This is a genomic window from Bifidobacterium sp. ESL0822 (assembly GCF_052606675.1).
On sequence record NZ_CP199596.1, the window covers coordinates 1,180,877 to 1,198,638 of the forward strand.

Annotated in this window: 6 protein-coding genes and 2 tRNA genes; 2 read left to right on the forward strand and 6 right to left on the reverse strand. The window is 54.8% G+C overall.

Annotation, left to right across the window (positions count from 1 at the left end; translation table 11 throughout):
- Positions 1-81 precede the first annotated feature (81 nt).
- On the reverse strand, positions 82-1,206 hold the full coding sequence (locus tag ACUIAF_RS04630; protein WP_015021393.1) for a mannose-1-phosphate guanylyltransferase: 1,125 nt from the start codon (positions 1,204-1,206) through the stop codon (positions 82-84).
- Between the two features lie 122 nt (positions 1,207-1,328).
- Between ACUIAF_RS04630 and ACUIAF_RS04635 the strand changes: the two genes are divergently transcribed.
- Together ACUIAF_RS04635 and ACUIAF_RS04640 are read left to right on the forward strand one after the other, a co-directional pair.
- Positions 1,329-1,401: transfer RNA gene (locus tag ACUIAF_RS04635), tRNA-Thr, on the forward strand.
- A 40-nt stretch (positions 1,402-1,441) separates the two neighbouring features.
- Positions 1,442-1,522, forward strand: a tRNA-Leu gene (locus ACUIAF_RS04640).
- A gap of 53 nt (positions 1,523-1,575) precedes the next feature.
- On the opposite strand, the gene ACUIAF_RS04645 is transcribed toward ACUIAF_RS04640, so the two are convergent.
- The 5 genes from ACUIAF_RS04645 to ACUIAF_RS04665 form a co-directional block, all read right to left on the reverse strand.
- Positions 1,576-4,509 (reverse strand): hypothetical protein, encoded by a 2,934-nt coding sequence (locus ACUIAF_RS04645; protein ID WP_445337884.1) that lies wholly within the window; start codon positions 4,507-4,509, stop codon positions 1,576-1,578.
- A gap of 420 nt (positions 4,510-4,929) precedes the next feature.
- Positions 4,930-7,761, reverse strand: coding sequence for a hypothetical protein (locus tag ACUIAF_RS04650; protein WP_445337886.1), 2,832 nt, complete (start codon positions 7,759-7,761; stop codon positions 4,930-4,932).
- Between the two features lie 372 nt (positions 7,762-8,133).
- Positions 8,134-11,067 carry a hypothetical protein gene (locus ACUIAF_RS04655; protein WP_445337888.1) on the reverse strand — a complete coding sequence of 978 codons (2,934 nt, stop codon included), beginning with the start codon at positions 11,065-11,067 and terminating at the stop codon, positions 8,134-8,136.
- Positions 11,068-11,407: 340 nt separating this feature from the next.
- The gene (locus ACUIAF_RS04660; RefSeq protein WP_445339161.1) at positions 11,408-14,218 is read right to left on the reverse strand and encodes a hypothetical protein; all 2,811 of its coding nucleotides are present in this window, start codon (positions 14,216-14,218) and stop codon (positions 11,408-11,410) included.
- A gap of 474 nt (positions 14,219-14,692) precedes the next feature.
- Complete coding sequence (locus tag ACUIAF_RS04665; RefSeq protein WP_445337890.1) at positions 14,693-17,653, reverse strand: hypothetical protein; 2,961 nt, start codon at positions 17,651-17,653, stop codon at positions 14,693-14,695.
- Positions 17,654-17,762: the final 109 nt, after the last annotated feature.

Genomic DNA, 17,762 nt, shown 5'->3' on the forward strand with positions numbered 1-17,762 from the left:
GGTTCTGTACCCCAAACTACTCACAAAAGCAGACAGAAGACAACAAAATCAGTCAATCTTCTGAGCACAGCCGAATCACTCTCAGAGTATGTCGTCACAGCCGTACTGGGCCAGCTTGGCCACCATGTCCTTGACTTCCTGACTGCGGGCCCGGGGGGCCACCAGGAGCGCGTCGGGAGTGTCGACGACGATCATGTCATCCACACCGAGAAGGGCGACCGTGCGTTCGGAGCCTGGCACGACCATGTCTCCAGCGGAATCCAGATACATGACCCGGTCGGCATCCCCAAGAATCTTGATGTTGCGCCTGTTGGAGGACGGCAGCAGACCCGCCACTGAATTGAAGTCGCCGATGTCATCCCAATCGAAACCCCCGGGAACAACCGCCACGCCGCCAGCCGCCGATAGGGGCTCGGCCACGGCATAGTCGAAGGCGATCTTCTCGATGCCCGGCCAATGCTCCTCCATAGCCTGGCTACGAGCCTGCCCACCCTGATCCCAGACCTGGGCGATGGCCATGACGGCGGCGTGGAGCTCCGGCTTGTAACGACGCAGACAATCCAGAAGCACCTGCGCCTGCATGACGAACATGCCGGCATTCCAGCGATACTCTCCTGTTGACAGGTAGGCCTGTGCCGTAGAGGCATCCGGCTTCTCGACGAATTCGCTGACCAAGCGGGCATCAGGGGCCCCGGGAATGCGATCGGCCAGGGAGGGGCCTTGGTGGATGTAGCCGAAGGCGGTGGAGGGACGGGAGGCGGCGATGCCGATGGTGGTCACATAACCGGCTCGAGCAGCTGCCACCGCCTGCCCCACTGAGGCCGCAAACGCTTTGTCGTCTCGGATGACGTGATCGGCGGCGAAGGAGCCTACGATGATTTCCCCGCCGTGCCGCTGGGCCAGCACAGCAGTCGCCAGGGCAATGGCCGCCGTGGAATCGCGAGGAACCGGCTCGGCGAAGAGCGCGTCCTCAGCCAGATCAGGAAGCTGCTGACGCACCTGATCCACATGCCGCTGGCCAGTGGAGACGACCACATGATCGGTCCCGCAGATGCCAGCCAGCCGGTCAAAGGTGCCCTGGATCATTGTTCTGCCTGACCCCAACAGATCGTAGAGGAACTTGGGCCGGTCCTGGCGGCTCAATGGCCAGAGCCGGGTGCCCACGCCACCGGCCGGAATGACGGCATAGAAATCATTGAGATCCATGCCCTCCATTGTGTCAAGAAGCTTGTACACCCTTGGCCCGAAGTGCAAGGCGTTTTTATCGCGCGCATCCAGTATGATGTAGCATGTTGTCTTCTTCCGGCAGGTCCGGACGGGAGGCGAAGGCCACTTTAGCTCAGTTGGCAGAGCGTCTCACTCGTAATGAGAAGGTCGACAGTTCGATTCTGTCAAGTGGCTCTTTCACCAGCTGCCCTTTCAACGGCAGGGCATGTCGTACGCGCGAGTGGCGTAATGGTAGCCGCGCAGGATTTAGGTTCCTGTGTCTTCGGACGTGTGGGTTCGAGTCCCATCTCGCGCACAGGTATTAAGAACAGGGCCCGCAAGAACAGGCCCTGTCTGATGCTGCCGTGGTCAGTGCCGGCTTTCCTGCTTGTTTCTCAGACAGGCCACAAAGCCGACCAAGCCCAACGCCATAAGCGACAGGATCCTGAGCACCGAAAGCGGCCATCCACCGGTCAGAGGCAAAGCCGAGTTGGAAGGACGGAACTCCAGCTCATGCGACACCGGGGCCGACTGGTTCCCGCCCTGGAACCTGCCTTGGGCATCAGGGCCCTCGGCATCGTCGGAAAGTACCTGAGCTGTAAACTCACCCTGGTTGACACCCTCAGGCGGAGTCGCCTGCCATGAACCCTGATCCCCCACAATGACATCGGTGCTGTTGTTGCCATTTCCAGGCCAGGTTATCCGGACAGCGGTCCCCTTGGTCTCGGGAACCTTCCTGTCCCCGTCCACGTACTTGTAGGCTTTGCCAGCCACCTGGAAGACGTCGTACCGCTCCAAGACCAGTGTGGTGGACGTCATGTCGACCTTGCGCTCGATGGATGCCGGATTCGATCGGAGGTTCATCGGGTTGATCATCTCAACCTGGAAGGTATAGGTCTGCGTCTCGTCGCTGCCGTTGTAGCCAGCGAACTTGTCAGCAGGAATATCCAGCGACCAGGACCAGGTGGAAGCCGCCGTCTTGGTCAAGCCCAGCATAAGACCTGTCGCGGAATCCGCGACGGAAGACACAGTGCTGACCGCCGCATCCCTCTGGAAGGTGTTGGCCGAGGTGGTCACCAGGGGCGTCCAGTCCGAGTCAGCATTCTGCTTCATGGAAACAGCCATCCTGGAATCCGTCATCCCCAGCCCTCCCGAGGACCAGGCCGTATACACAGGCGACACCTCACCCTTGAATGTGACCACCGAATCCGCCGGGAGACTCCCGTTTACCGTGTGGGGCACGGTGACCGAGAACTTGCTCGTATCCGGGACGTTCTCGCCTGAGACGAAATAAGCCGTGCCGATATTCGAGAAGAAGGAGGTCAGGCCGAACCCGGAGATAGACTCAGTTACCCAGGCATGGTACCGTCGGTAGCCGCTGTACTTGTTGCCCGGATCCGGGGACGGATACAGCTTGTTCGTGTCCTGTATCCGCCAGGAACCCCCCTGCTTGCTACCGGTGTCGACCTCACACACGGTCTCGCCCAGCCTGAATCCCCATGTATCCGAGCCTTTGACCAGGTCATCGCCATTCGTGCCCTGCCCCTCCACAATCGGATTGGTGGGATCCTCGCCGTAGAGAACGACCTTGTTGGGACGCGCAGGATCCTTGGAAGGCATGCACTCGCCGCTGATTACCGGATCAAGCTTGGTCGTATACACGCTCCCAGAAGCATCCAAGTCGGCATCCGCATCATTCTCGATCTTGGTGATTGTCGGATCATCAGGACGAGGCACATCATACTTATAAAAGGCACTGTTAATCGTCCAGCCCGCAGAGATATTCGTATCCTTCTCCACGGTGGACATACCATCGTTTATCCCGACAAGACCAGCGCTCTTGGGGTTGTACACTTCAGGACTGACGGTACAAGCGCTGCCGTCCCGATTGGTGGTGACAGGCCAGGTGACCATCTTGAAGTAACCGTCAAGATCCTGCTTCTCCTTGGCCTCCTTGAAATCAATCCCGCCATCATCCTTCTGAGCAGGCATAGGATTGCCATCCTTGTCAGTTGCAAAAAGCACGTTGGGGTTGTCGAGATATTGAGGATCCTTCGGACTCACGTTGAAAGCGGAATACTTACTGACTTGGGCCGCCTTGCTGGTCGTGGTAGTCGCCGTATTGGGAGACGGCTGCTGGCCTGTCACCAGGACCGGCTCAGGGGTCAGCTCATCAACAGGCACCCACTCGCTATCCTTCAGAGCCACCCACTGGTAATAATACGAATTGGTCTCAGAACATATGCCATCAGGATTGTCATTTGTACTGCCACGCGGATTCAGCCAGTACACAAAGAACGACCGTGCCGGAGCTGTGCCCGGAGCAGTGCCGGCGATTGGCCCAGTAGCATTGCTCTTATAGTCAGGAAAACCGTAGTCGGTTACCATGCCCCAATTAGCCTGATTGTTTTGGTAGAGATTTGGATTGTAGTCCCAACCGACCCAGGAATACGGGCCACTGCACTTCATATCCTCTTTGCTGTCCAAGCAGTAACCCATATACACTTTCATCTGTTTATCCTGGGACATGCTCGCTGTGATATTTGAATATCTATCCTGAGCCTGTAAATCACTCATGGAAGCCGGATCAAAATTTTTGCAGTTATCGGTAGTCCAGGACCAGGAAGAATTGCCGCAAGACAGGGCGGCATTCTGGTCACCAACGATGGCAAAGACATTCAAGGGCTCAGGGTGACCGCCAACCGCAAATTTTGCGGGATCTGGAGACTTATCCTTAATGTTCATATCACCCTCAATGGATATGGTCAGGTAGTCATACAAACCAGAATTGATGATCTTGTGAACGGTGAAGAACTCATCCTGATTCCTGGCCCAGGCTAGGGCGCCATCATAAGCGTTGGCATTTTTATTGCTGTCTACGTAATCATCCGGGGTAATAGTGTTCATATACCGCACGCGTCTGTAATAGTCAGGATTTTCAGAACCAACAAACTGATATATGAAAGACAAATTGCATTGTGACGGATTTTTGGTATCAGTCCCACCAACACCGACGCAATCCGGCTTAAATTCATTGTGCTTCACGCGCAGGATGAAGTCCATGCGCAGCTCATCCTGGTAGGCATCGATCCTGTCGTTGAAGGCCATCATCCTATAGAGCAGGGGTTTTCTGCTGGCCGTTTCGTCCTGTTTATCGACGGCATTGGCCCGATTGGCCGAAAGGGCGCTCAGCCCCAACGGAACAACCATGGCCAGAGTCGCCAGAAGGGTTACCAGAACGGCGATGATCGGACGGCTCGCATGCTGCGAACCCTTGGCGATCCGTTCTTGCAAACGCTTCAATACAATACCCCCAAATCAAGTTACAATTATGCTTAAGAGCGGCTAAACTTTGCTCTTTTAATCTGTCCCCAATTGCTTCGACTCTATCATAGAGATAAAAAAATAGCATCTTCGCTTTTTCCATACATGCTCCACGAGCACTGGAATTGCAACCATTAGCCGGGATTCCGATAGGGTGTGTCACGACCGGTATTGCGCAACAGTTTATGGTCTTCATCTGGCTGGTCTGGGTTGGAGGTGGAGGCCACTTTGTCATGGAAAGGTCGACAGTTCGTTTCTGTCAAGCGACTCTTCCACCAGTGGGCTTCAGACGTATGGGCACGAGTCCAATCTCATTCACAGGAAACACAAGCAGGGCCTGCCCTCACCCCCAAATTCCTTGGAGATGAGCACAGACCCTGCCTTATGCCCGACGGAGAATCAGTATCGGCTCTCCTGCCTGTTCCTCAGGCAGGCCACAAAGCCGGCCAGACCCAGTATCAGCATCAACAGGATCTTGAGCACGGAAAGCGGCCATCCTCCAGCGAAGGGTAGGGCAGAATTAGACGGCCGGAATTCCAGTGCGTGTGACACCGCTGCTGACTCGTTCCCTCCCTTGAAGTTGCCACTTTGAGGATCAGTGCTTTCGGCATCATCGGAGGCAACCTGAGCAGTGAATGGCCCCTGGTTGATGCCCTCAGGAGGAACCGCCTGCCATGAACCCTGATCCCCCACGACAACATCGGTACTGCTATTGCCGGGCCAGGTTATATGGACCAGGGTGCCCCTGGTCTCAGGAACCCTCGTGTTGCCATCCACATACTTATACGCTTTACCCGCCACCTGGAAGACGTCATACCGCTCCAAAGCCAACGTAGTCGGCGTCATATCGACCTTCCGTTCGATGGACGCCGGATCCGAGGGGACATTCAGAGGGTTGATCATCCTGACCCGGAAGGCATAGGTCTGCGTCTCGTCGCTGCCGTTGTAGCCGGTGAACCTACCGGCAGGTATGGTCAAGGTCCAGGACCAGGTGGAAGCCGCCGTCTTGACGACCTTGAGCACAGAGCCCGATGTGGGGTCAGTGACGGAAGGCGACGTGGTATTGACCGCCGCATCCCTCTGGAAGGTGTTGGCCGGAGTGGTCACCAGACTGGTCCAGTCCGAGGCGGCATTCTGCTTCATGGAAATGGCCATCCTGGAATCAGTCATCCCCAGCCCTCCCGAGGACCAGGCCGTATATATAGGTGAAACCGAGCCCTGGAAGGTGACGACCGAGTTTGCCGGTAGAATCCCGTTTTTCGTATGGGGGACTGTGACAGAGAGCTTGCCGTCCGGAGCATTTTCGTTGGAGACGAAATAGGCTGTGCCTATATTCGAGAAGAAGGAGGTCAAGCCGAACCCGGAGGCGGACTCAGTCACCCAGGCATGATAGCGCCTGTAACCGTTGTACTTGTTGCCGGGATCCGGCGACGGATACTGTTTATTGGTGTCCTGTATCTGCCAGGAGCCTCCCTGCTTGCTCTTGGGATCGACCTTGCATACGGTCTCTCCCAGCTTGAACCCCCAGGAGTCCGAGCTTTTCACCAGATCGTCACTGCTCTTGCTCTGCCCCTCTTTGAAGGGATTGCCGGGATCCTCTCCGAACAAGGTAACCGTGTTGGGATGTGTGTCATCTTTGGAGGGAGTGCACTCACCGCTGACCACCGGATCAAGCTTGCCGGTATAGACGCTTCCCGAGGCATTCAAGGAGCCATCAGCATTATTCTGGATATTGGTGATGGTCGGATCGTCGGGACGAGGCACATCATACTTATAGAATGCAGTATCGATAGTCCAGCCTGCATCCAGATTCGTATTTTTCTGGGCTGTAGACATATCGTCTGTTATCCCAACAAGACTATCCTGTTGCGGGTCGTATATTTTAGTGGTGACTTCGGGAGTGCTTGCCGTCGGCTTGCACTGGGTGCCATCGTCATTAGTAGTGACAGGCCAAGTAACTAGTTTGAAATAACCGTCGAGCTGCTGATACTCCTGAGCTTTCTTGAAATCGATTGAACCGTCAGGTAGCTGGGCGGGCATGCGGCTTCCATTCTTATCAGTTGCAAATAATTCGTTCGAATTGCCCGGACTTGTCGGCAGATTGTAAGCCGTATTGTCATTGACCTGATATTGAAGACCCCAGGAACTGGTCAAGCCGTTTACTGCTGGCTTCTGACCAGTTACTAGCACCGGTTTAGGCGTCAGCGCATCGACAGGCACCCATTGGCTATTCTTCTGCGCCACCCATTGGTAGTAATAGGAGTTGGTCGTGGAACATATTCCACCAGCGCTGTTATTTCCACGCAAATTGAACCAGTATACAAAGAAGGACTTGGGGGGCGCCACTCCTGGAACCGGCTTATCTCCTATGGGGAATCCATAATCCGTCACCATGCCCCAATTGGCCTGGTGACCGCCATAAAGAGGGGGATTACCGTCCCAGCCAACCCACGAGCCGGGTCCGCTGCACTTAGGATGGGGACTATCACCTAGGCAGGTGCCCATATACAGCTTGATGCCCTTGCCCTGGTCTGCAGTGATATTTGCAACCCTGTCTTGGACGTTACTGCTGATAGTGCTGGGATCGAAGGTGCAGTCATTCGTAGTGTAGTCCCATGGAGAAGTCCATGGAGAACTTCCACACGACAGCGTATTGTTTTGCTGACCAACGATTGCGTAGACGTTCAAAGGTTCCGGATAACCGCCGGTGACATAATATTTCGGATCCTTGGAAGTATCCATATAGGACAAATCACCCTCTATGGATACAGCGAGGAAGTCATATAAACCAGAGTTGATTACTTTATGAACCGTAAAGAACTCGGCCTCGTTTTCCGCCCATTGCTCAGCACCGCCAGTAGGGTCGTTAGGGTTTGTCGAAATAGTATTCAGATACCGTATCCTGCGATAGTGAGACGGATTTTGCGCTCCTTCAAACTGATATGCGAAAGACAAATTGCAGTTTACTGAATCATAAGGAGAAGTATCACGCATCGGTACGCATTGCGGATTGAAATCGTTGTGTCTCACGCGCAGGATAAAGTCCATCCGCAGCTCATCCTGGTATGAATCAATCTTGTCATTGTAGGCCAACATCTTATAGAGCAGAGGCTTCCTGCTGGCCGTCCCGCCCTGCCCATCGATGGCATTGGCCTGATTGGCCGAAAGCGCACTCAGCCCTAGCGGAACAACCATGGCCAGCGTCGCCAAAAGGGTTATCAAAACAGCCACTATAGGGCGATCCACATGCCGTGGACCCTTATTGCCCCGTTCTTGCAATCGGTTCAACACGTTACCCCCCACACCTCAATGCAACCATCTCCAGAATCAGATGGACTGCACGCTTGATTGGTCCCCGGTGCAGGCCACGAACCCCTGGAGCACAAGTGCTACATCCTCATTTACGGCATCTTCCTTTCCCCTTACATGCTTTAAGAGTACCGAGGCTGAAAGCGTGATCTGGGATTCAGATAGGGCGTTTCGCGGCCGTCCACCATCTTGACTAAGGACTGTCTGCATGGGTAATGAGGTCGGTTGGGCAACGGCAGGACTCCACCCATCCTCTCAACTTCGTGGGGTGGGGGTCCTGTCTTATGTCCTGGCTCAGTGCCGGCTTTCCTGCCTGTTTCTCAGGCAGGCCACGAAGCCGACCAGGCCCAACGCCATCAGCAGCATCATCTTGAGCACCGAAAGCGGCCATCCACCGGTCAGAGGCAAAGCCGAGTTGGAAGGACGGAACTCCAGCTCATGCGACACCGAGGCCGACTGGTTCCCGCCCTGGAACCGGCCCTGCGCATCAGGACCCTCGGCATCATCCGAAAGCACCTGAGCAGAGAACTCACCCTGATTGATGCCCTCAGGCGGGGTCGCCTGCCACGAACCTTCGTCCCCCACAACGACATCCGTGCCGCTGCCGCCGGGCCAGGTTATATGGACCAGGGTGCCTTTGGTCTCGGGAACCTTCCTGTCCCCGTCCACATACTTATAGGCTTTGCCTGCCACCTGGAAGACGTCGTACCGTTCCAGGACCAGCGTGGTGGGCGTCATGTCGACCTTCCGCTCGATGGACGCCGGGGCCGAACGGATGTTCACCGGATTGACCATTTCAACGCGGAAATCATACATCTGTGTCTCGTCACTGCCGTTGTAACTGCTGAATTTGTCAGCAGGGATGTTCAGCGTCCAGGACCAGGTGGAAGCTGCTATCTTGGTCAGGCCCAGCGTGAGGCCCGTCGCGGAATCTTTGACGGAAGACGCGGTGCCGGCCGCTACGTCCCGTAGGAAGGTGTTGGCCGGAGTAGTAGCCAAGGGCGTCCAGTCCGAGACGGTCTTCTGCTTCATCGAAACAGTCATCCTTGAATCCGTCATCCCTAGTGCTCCCGAGGACCAGGCCGTATATACAGGAGACGCTTCACCCTTGAACACGACGACCGAGTCCGCCGGCAGACTCCCGTTGACCGTATGGGGCACCGTCACCGAGAACTTGCTCGCATCCGGGACGTTCTCCCCCGAGACGAAATAAGCCGTGCCGATATTCGAGAAGTAGGAGGTCAGGCCGAATCCGGAGATAGACTCAATCACCCAGGCATGGTACCGCCTGTAGCCGCTGTACTTGTTGCCGGGGTCCGGCGACGGATATTGCTTGTTGGTGTCCTGTATCTGCCAGGAACCCCCCTGCTTGCTCTTGGGATCGACCTTGCACTCAACTTCACCCAACCAGAACCCCCACGTGTCCGCGGCTTTCACCAGGTCATCGCCATTCGCGCCCTGCCCCTCCGCAATCGGATTGGCAGGATCCTCCCCGTAGAGAACAACCTTGTTGGGGCGCGCAGGATCCTTGGAAGGCGTGCACTCGCCACTGACCACCGGATCAAGCTTCGACGTATACACACTGCCCGAAGCATCCAAAGCGCTGTCGGCGTCATTTTCGATCTTCGTAATCGTTGGATCATCGGGGCGAGGCACATCATACTTATAGAAGGCACTGTTGATCGTCCAGCCCGCTGAAATATTTCGTTCTATATCTGAGCTGTTCATGCCGTCACGTATTCCGACGAGGCCCTTCTGATCAGGGTTGTACACTTCAGGACTTACGGTGCAAGCGCTGCCATCCCGGTTCGTGGTGACAGGCCAGGTGACCATCTTGAAATAGCCATCAAGATCCTGCTTTGCCTTGGCCTCCTTGAAATCAATCCCGCCGTCAGCCTTCTGGGCAGGCATGGGATTGCCATCCTTGTCAGTGGCAAACATCTCATTGGGATTATCCGGCTGTTTAGGCAAGTTGAAGGCGGAATACTTACTGACTTGGGCCGCCTTGCTGGTCGTGGTAGTCGCCGTATTGGGAGACGGCTGCTGGCCTGTCACCAGAACCGGCTCAGGGGTCAGCTCATCAACTGGCACCCACTCGCTATCCTTCAGAGCCACCCACTGGTAATAATACGAATTGGTCTCAGAACAGATGCCATCGGGATTAGCTCTAGTACTGCCGCGCACATTGAGCCAGTACACGAAGAACGACCGTGCCGGAGCTGTGCCCGGAGCAGTGCCGGCGATGGCCCCAGTAGCAGTGCTCTTGTAGTCAGGAAAACCGTAGTCGGTCACCATGCCCCAGTTGGCCTGATTGCCTCCATAGAGATTTGGGTTGCTGTTCCAACCAACCCAGGAATACGGGCCGCTGCACTGAAGATCAGCACCCGTGCCCAGGCATTCTTGCATATACAGGGTGAAGTTTTTGCCGTTGGCCGTTAAGGCTGAGGTAATGTTGGATACCCTGTCCGGCGCATTGATCATGGTGTCAGGGTTAAAATTGCGACAATTATCGATTCCGGTGCTCCAGCTCCATGGACTACCGGGACGAAGGCAGGATAGTGCGTCGTCCTGTTTGCCAACAACCGCGTAGATATTCACCGGCTCGCTGGCCCCACCAGGTTGGTAATATGACGCATCGGCAGAATTCTTAAGAGCCAGATCACCTTCAATGGAAACGGTCAGATAATCATATAAACCAGAATTGATTATCGTGTGCACGGTGAAATACTCATCTTTATTTTGCGCCCACTTGTAGGCTCCGGACCAGGGCTGATCCGAGGATGATGCTGAGGCTATGGTGTTCAGATACTTTATTCTGCGATAAAAGGAAGTGTCATCTGACCCCTTGTACTGATAGACAAAGGCCAGATTGCAATTGCCCTTGGTATCGGCACCAGAAGTGGCGTCGGCACAAGAAGGGTCAAACTCGTTGTGTTTTACCCGCAGGATGAAGTCCATGCGCAGCTCATCCTGATAGGAATCAAGCTTGTTGTTGTAACCCAACATCCTATAGAGTTTGGGCTTTCTGCTGGCCGTTTCGTCCTGCCCATCAATGGCGTTGGCCTGATTGGCCGAAAGTGCGCTCAGCCCCAACGGAACAACCATGGCCAGCGTCGCCAGAAGGGTTACCAGAACGGCAATTATCGGACGGTTCACACCTTGTGAACCCTTAGCGCCCCGTTCTTGCAAACGCTTCAATACAATACCCCCAAACCACAATGAAATCATGCTCCAGAACAAATCAAGTCTGCTTTTGACCTACCCCCAATTAAGGCAACTGCACATAGAGCACAACAATGCATATAAATTGTTCTTTGCCTTTTCAAGGCTACAGAAATGAAGGGCAAAATCTGGGATTCAAATCGGGTGTTTTGCGGCGGTTCAAGTTCTCGACCATGCAGGACCAGCACCCAGCTGGTAAGAAGCAATATGTTGTCTTCTTCGGGTCGTTCCGGATTGGGGGCGAATACTGCCTTGGCAGCAGCAGCACAGGAAAGAAAAACAGGGCCTGTCTTCATCTGCCAAATTGCTTGCAGATGGGCACGGGCCCTGTCGTATGCTGGGGGGGTCAGTGCCGGCTTTCCTGCCTGTTCCTCAGACAGGCCACAAAGCCGACCAGACCCAATGCCATCAGCAGCAGGATCTTGAGCACCGAAAGCGGCCAGCCGCCGGTCAGCGGCAAAGCCGAGTTGGAAGGACGGAACTCCAACGCATGCGACACCGAAGCCGACTGATTGCCGCCCTGGAACCCGCCCTTGGGGTCAGCACCCTCGGCATCATCGGAAAGCACCTGAGCAGTGAACTCCCCCTGATTGACGCCCTCTGGAGGAACCGCCTGCCACAAGCCCTGATCACCAACAGTCACATCCGTGCCAGTATTGTCAGGCCAGATCACATGCACCACGGTCCCCTTGGTCTCTGGAACCTTCGTGTCACCGTTTACATACTTGTATGCCTTGCCCGCTACTTGGAAGACATCGTACCGCTCCAAGGTCAGCGTGGTCGGTGTGATGTCGACCTTCCGCTCGATGGACGCCGGGCCCGAACCAATGTTCATCGGGTTGATCATCTCAACCTGAAAGTCATACATCTGAGTCTCATCGCCGCCGTTGTAACCGCTGAATTTGTCGGCAGGGATGTTCAGCGACCACGACCAATTGGAATCCGCCGTCTTGGTCAAGCTAAGCGTGAGGCCCGTCGTGGAATCCGTGACAGCTGACGGAGTATTGACCGCCGCATCCCTCTGGAAGGTGTTGGCCGGAGTAGTCAGCAGGCTGGTCCAGTCCGAGGCAGTGTTCTGCTTCATAGAAATAGCCATCTTCGAATCAGTCATCCCCAGCTTCCCCGACGACCAGGCCGTATACACAGGAGATGCCACACCCTTGAACGTGACCGCCGAACCCGCCGGCAGACTCCCGTTGACCGTATGAGGCACCGTCACCGAGAACTTGCTCGCATCCGGCACGTTCTCCCCCGAGACGAAATAAGCCGTGCCGATATTCGAGAAGAACGAGGTCAAGCCGAAACCAGACGTGGACTCGATCTCCCAGGCGTGATAGCGCCTGTACCCGTCATACTTGTTGCCTGGGTCCGGCGATGGGTATTGCTTGTTGGTGTCCTGTATCTGCCAGGACCCTCCCTGCCTGCTCTTGGGATCGACCTTGCACTCAACTTCACCAAGCTTGAACCCCCACGTGTCCGCGGTCTTCACCAAGTCCCCGCCGTTCTGGCTCTGCTCGTCACTGATTGGATTGGCGTGATCCTCCCCGTAGAGAACAACCTTGTTGGGATGCGCGGCATCCTTGGAAGGCGTGCACTCGCCACTGACCACCGGATCAAGCTTCGATGTATACACGCTCCCCGAAGCATCCAAGCTACCATCTGCATCATTCTGGATGTTGGTGATTGTCGGATCCTTAGGGCGAGGCACATCATACTTGTAAAAAGCACTGTTAATCGTCCAACCAGCAGACAGGTTTCGTTCTATATCCGAGCTGTTCATGCCGTCACGTATTCCGACAAGACCTTTCCGCTCAGGGTTGTACACCTCAGGGCTGACGGTACAAGCGCTGCCATCCCGGTTCGTGGTGACAGGCCAGGTGACCATCTTGAAATAGCCGTCAAGACCCTGCTTTGCCTTTGCCTCCTTGAAATTAATGGAGCCATCAGCCTTCTGGGCAGGCATAGGCTGGCCGTTCTTGTCAGTGGCAAACATCTCATTGGGATTATCCGGCTGTTTGGGCAAGTTGAAAGCCGAATACCTACTAGCTTGGACTTCCGCGCCTACCGTGGTAGTCAACGAATTGGGAGACGGCTGCTGGCCTGTCACCAGTACCGGCTCGGGAGTCAGCTCATCAACAGGCACCCACTCGCTATCCTTCAGAGCCACCCACTGGTAATAATACGAATTGGTCTCAGAACAGATGCCATCAGGGTTATAGATAGTGCTGCCACGCACATTCAGCCAGTACGCGAAGAAAGAGCGGGGCGGAGCTACGCCCGGATCAGAACCCGGCATTTTCCCAAGAGTAAGGCTATTGTAATCAGGAAAACCGTAGTCGGTCACCATGCCCCAGTTGGCCTGATTGTTTCCGTAGAGATTCGGATTGCTGTCCCAACCAACCCAGGAATACGGGCCGCTGCACTGAAGATCAGCACCCGTGCCCTGGCATGTCTGCATATACAGGGTGAAGTTCTTGCCGTTGGCCGTTAAAGTTGAGGTAATGTTGGATACCCTATCCGGCGCATTAATCATGGTGTCAGGGTTAAAAGTGGCACAGTCATTGATTCCTGCGACCCAATTCCATGAACTACCAGGAACAAGGCAGGATAGTGCCCCTTTCTGCTGTCCAACAACCGCGTAGATATTCACCGGCTCATTGGCCCCACCAGGCTTATAATATGACGCATCGGCAGAATTCTTAAGAGCCAGATCACCCTCAATTGAAATGGTCAGATAATCATATAAACCGGAATTGATTATCGTGTGCACAGTGAAGTACTCATCTCGATTTTGTGCCCATTTGTAGGCTCCGGACCAGGGCTGATCCGAGGATGACGCTGAAGCTATGGTGTTCAGATACTTTATCCTGCGATAATATGCTGGATATTCTGAGCCCTTGTACTGATAGGCAAAGGCCAGATTGCAACTGCCCCTGGTATCGGCACCACCGGTGCTATTGGCGCAGGAAGGGTCGAACTCGTTGTGTTTTACCCGCAGGATGAAGTCCATGCGCAGCTCATCCTGGTAGGCATCAATCTTGTTGTTGTATCCCAACATCCTATAGAGCAGCGGCTTCCTGCTGGCCGTCTCGTCCTGCCCATCAATGGCATTGGCCTGACCAGCCGAAAGCGCGCTCAGCCCAAGCGGAACAACCATAGCCAACGTCGCCAAAAGGGTTACCAGAACGACAATGATCGAACGGCTTACGTGCTGGAAACCCTTGTTGTTCTGTTCTTGCAAACGCCTCAATACAATACCCCCCAAACCACAATGAAATCATGCTCCAGAACAGATAGAACAGATCAACCCCGCTTTTGACTTATCCCCAATTAAGACAACTGCACATAGAGCACAACAATGCGTCTTCATTTTTTCATTACGGCTTTAAAGAGTACAGAGATAGAAGGCACAATCTGGGATTCAGATAGGGTGTTTTGCGGCTGTCCAAGGTCTTGACCCCGACAGGCCCAGCAACCAGTTGGCGAGAAGCAATAAGTCGCCTTCTACGGAGGGCACGCAGCCGGCGCGAATGACGTAACTGCAGCGACACAGCAATAAAGAAGACAGGGCCCGCGCTCATCTTCATGGAATTGGAAAGATGAGTGCGGGCCCTGTCTTATGCCGCGAGGCTCAGTGCCGGCTTTCCTGCCTGTTCCTCAGACAGGCCACAAAGCCGACCAGACCCAATGCCATCAGCAGCAGGATCTTGAGCACCGAAAGCGGCCAGCCGCCGGTCAGAGGCAAAGCCGAATTGGAAGGACGGAACTCCAGCGCATGCGACACCGGAGCCGACTGGTTCCCGCCCTGGAACCCGCCCTGCGCGTCAGCACCCTCGGCATCGTCGGAGAGCACCTGAGCAGAGAACTCCCCCTGGTTGATCCCCTCAGGAGGAACCGCCTGCCACAGGCCATGGTCCCCCACAACGACATCGGTGCTGCTATTGCCCTTGCCGGGCCAGGTTATATGCACCACGGTCCCCTTGGTCTCGGGAACCTTCGTATCCCCATCCACATACTTGTAGGCTTTGCCCGCCACCTGGAAGACGTCGTACCGCTCCAAGGTCAGCGTGGTCGGTGTGATGTCGACCTTCCGCTCGATGGAAGCCGGATCCGAATGAATGTTCATCGGGTTGACCATCTCAACCTGGAAGGTATAGGTCTGCGTCTCGTCACTGCCGTTGTAGCCGGTGAACCTGCCGGCAGGTATGTTCAGCGTCCAGGACCAGGTGGAAGCCCCCGTCTTGGTCAGGCCCAGCGTGAGACCCGTCGCGGAATCCGTGACGGAAGACGTGGTGCCAACCGCCGCATCCCTCTGGAAAGTGTTGGCCGGAGTAGTTACCAAGCTGGTCCAGTCCGAGGCAGTGTTCTGCTTCATGGAAATGGCCATCTTGGAATCAGTCATCCCCAGCTTCCCCGACGACCAGGCCGTATACACAGGCGACACCTCACCCTTGAACGTGACCACCGAGCCTGCCGGCAGGCTCCCGTTGACCGTATGGGGCACCGCCACCGAGAACTTGGCCGCATCCGGCACGTTCTCGCCCGAGACGAAATAAGCCGTGCCAACATTCGAGAAGTAGGAGGTCAGGCCGAACCCTGACGTGGACTCAACCACCCAGGCGTGATAGCGCCTGTAGCTGTTGTACTTATTGCCGGGATCCGGCGACGGATACTGCTTATTGGTGTCCTGTATGCGCCAGGACCCTCCCTGCTTGCTGCCAGTGTCGGTCTCGCAAACAGCTTCCCCCAGCCTGAACCCCCACGTGTCCGAGCTTTTCACCAGGTCATCGCCATTTGTGCCCTGACCATCCGCAATCGGATTGGTGGGATCCTCTCCATACAGGACAACCGTATTAGGATGCTTGTCATCCTTGGAAGGCGTGCACTCACCGCTGATTACCGGGTCAAGCTTGGTCGTATACACGCTTCCAGAAGCATCCAAGCCGGCATCCGCATCATTCTCGATCTTCGTGATCGTCGGATCATCAGGACGCGGCACATTATACTTATAAAAAGCAGTATCAATCGTCCAACCCGCAGAGAGATTCGTATCCTTTTGCGCGGCGGACATGTTATCGTCAATCCCCACAAGACCAGCGCTCTTGGGGCTGTACACCTCAGGGCTGACGGCTGTACATTCCGTGCCATCGGAATTCCTGGTGTCAGGCCAGGTCACCAGCTTGAAATAGCCGTCAAGACCCTGCTTCTCCTTGGCCTCCTTGAAATCAATCCCGCCATCAGCCTTCTGAGCAGGCATAGGATTGCCATCCTTATCAGTCGCAAAAAGCACATTGGTGGTATTCGCATACTTTGGGTCGGTCGGATTAACGTTATAAGCGCCATTGGTATTGACCATGCCCTGCAGTCCGTAGGTGGTAGTCAAAGTGTTGGGACTCGGCTGCTGGCCTGTCACCAGGACCGGCTCAGGAGTCAGTTCCTTAACAGGCACCCACTGGCTGTCCTTAAGAGCCACCCACTGATAGTAATAGGAACTGGTCTCAGAACATATGCCATTGGTTTTGTTGCCTGGACCACGCAAGTTCATCCAATACACGAAGAAAGACCGTGCCGGGGCCGTGCCCGGGGCTGTGGCATTTATATTTCCAACCGTACCATCGCTATAAGCCGGAAAACCATAATCGGTCACCATACCCCAATTAGCCTGATGGTTTCGATAGAGATATGGGTTGCTGTCCCACCCAACCCAGGAATATGGGCCGCTGCATTGCAGGTCGTCTCCTCCGCTACCCAAGCAGTCACCCATATACACTTTCATCTGTTTATCCTTCGATAAACTCGCGGTGATATTTGAATATCTATCCTGCAAGTTGCTCATGGAGGCTGGATCGAAAGTTGAGCAGGTTTCGGTACCCCATGCCCACGAAGAACTACCGCAAGACAGGATGGTATTCTGATCACCAACGATAGCAAAGACATTCAAGGGCTCAGGGTGACCACCAGCCACGAACTTTGCGGGATCTTTAGACTTATCCGCAATGTTCATGTCGCCTTCGATGGATATGGTCAAGTAGTCGTATAAACCCGAATTGATTATCTTATGAACAGTAAAGCGCTGCAGATGATTATCAGCCCACGCTGTAGCTCCATCATATGCATACCCAGTTTTGTTATTTTCAAGATAATCATCTGGAGTTATAGTGTTTATATACTTTACACGATGATAATCTGCAGGGTTATCAGAACCAACATACTGATATACAAAAGATAAATTGCACTTTGACTTACCACCGGTGTCTGCCTTACCAAGGTCGACACAATCCGGCTTGAACTCGTTGTGTTTCACGCGCAGGATGAAGTCCATGCGCAGCTCATCCTGATAGGTATCGATCCTGTCGTTGAAGGCCATCATTCTATAGAGCAGAGGCTTCCTGCTCGCCGTCTCGTCCTGTCCATCAACGGCATTGGCCTGGCTGGCCGACAGAGCACTCAGCCCAAGCGGAACAACCATGGCTAGTGTCGCCAGAAGGGTTACCAAAACGGCGATGATCGAACGGTTCACGTGCAGCGATCCCTTATTGTTCCGTTCTTGCAATCGCTTCAATACGAAACCCCCAAATCCCGATGGAATCATCTGCTAGAACAGATCAGCTCTGTTTTTAAGTTGTCCCCAATACCGCCGACTGTATCATAGAGATAAAAAAATCGCACCTTCGCGTTTCCTTGCATACTTCAAGTGTAAC

What these genes read in the sequence shown, in the direction of transcription:
- ACUIAF_RS04630 (WP_015021393.1), bottom strand. Translation starts at nt 1,206, where the DNA reads ATGGATCTCAATGATTTCTATGCCGTCATTCCGGCCGGTGGCGTGGGC.
- ACUIAF_RS04655 (WP_445337888.1), bottom strand. Translation starts at nt 11,067, where the DNA reads ATGATTTCATTGTGGTTTGGGGGTATTGTATTGAAGCGTTTGCAAGAA.
- ACUIAF_RS04660 (WP_445339161.1), bottom strand. Translation starts at nt 14,218, where the DNA reads ATGGTTGTTCCGCTTGGGCTGAGCGCGCTTTCGGCTGGTCAGGCCAAT.
- ACUIAF_RS04665 (WP_445337890.1), bottom strand. Translation starts at nt 17,653, where the DNA reads ATGATTCCATCGGGATTTGGGGGTTTCGTATTGAAGCGATTGCAAGAA.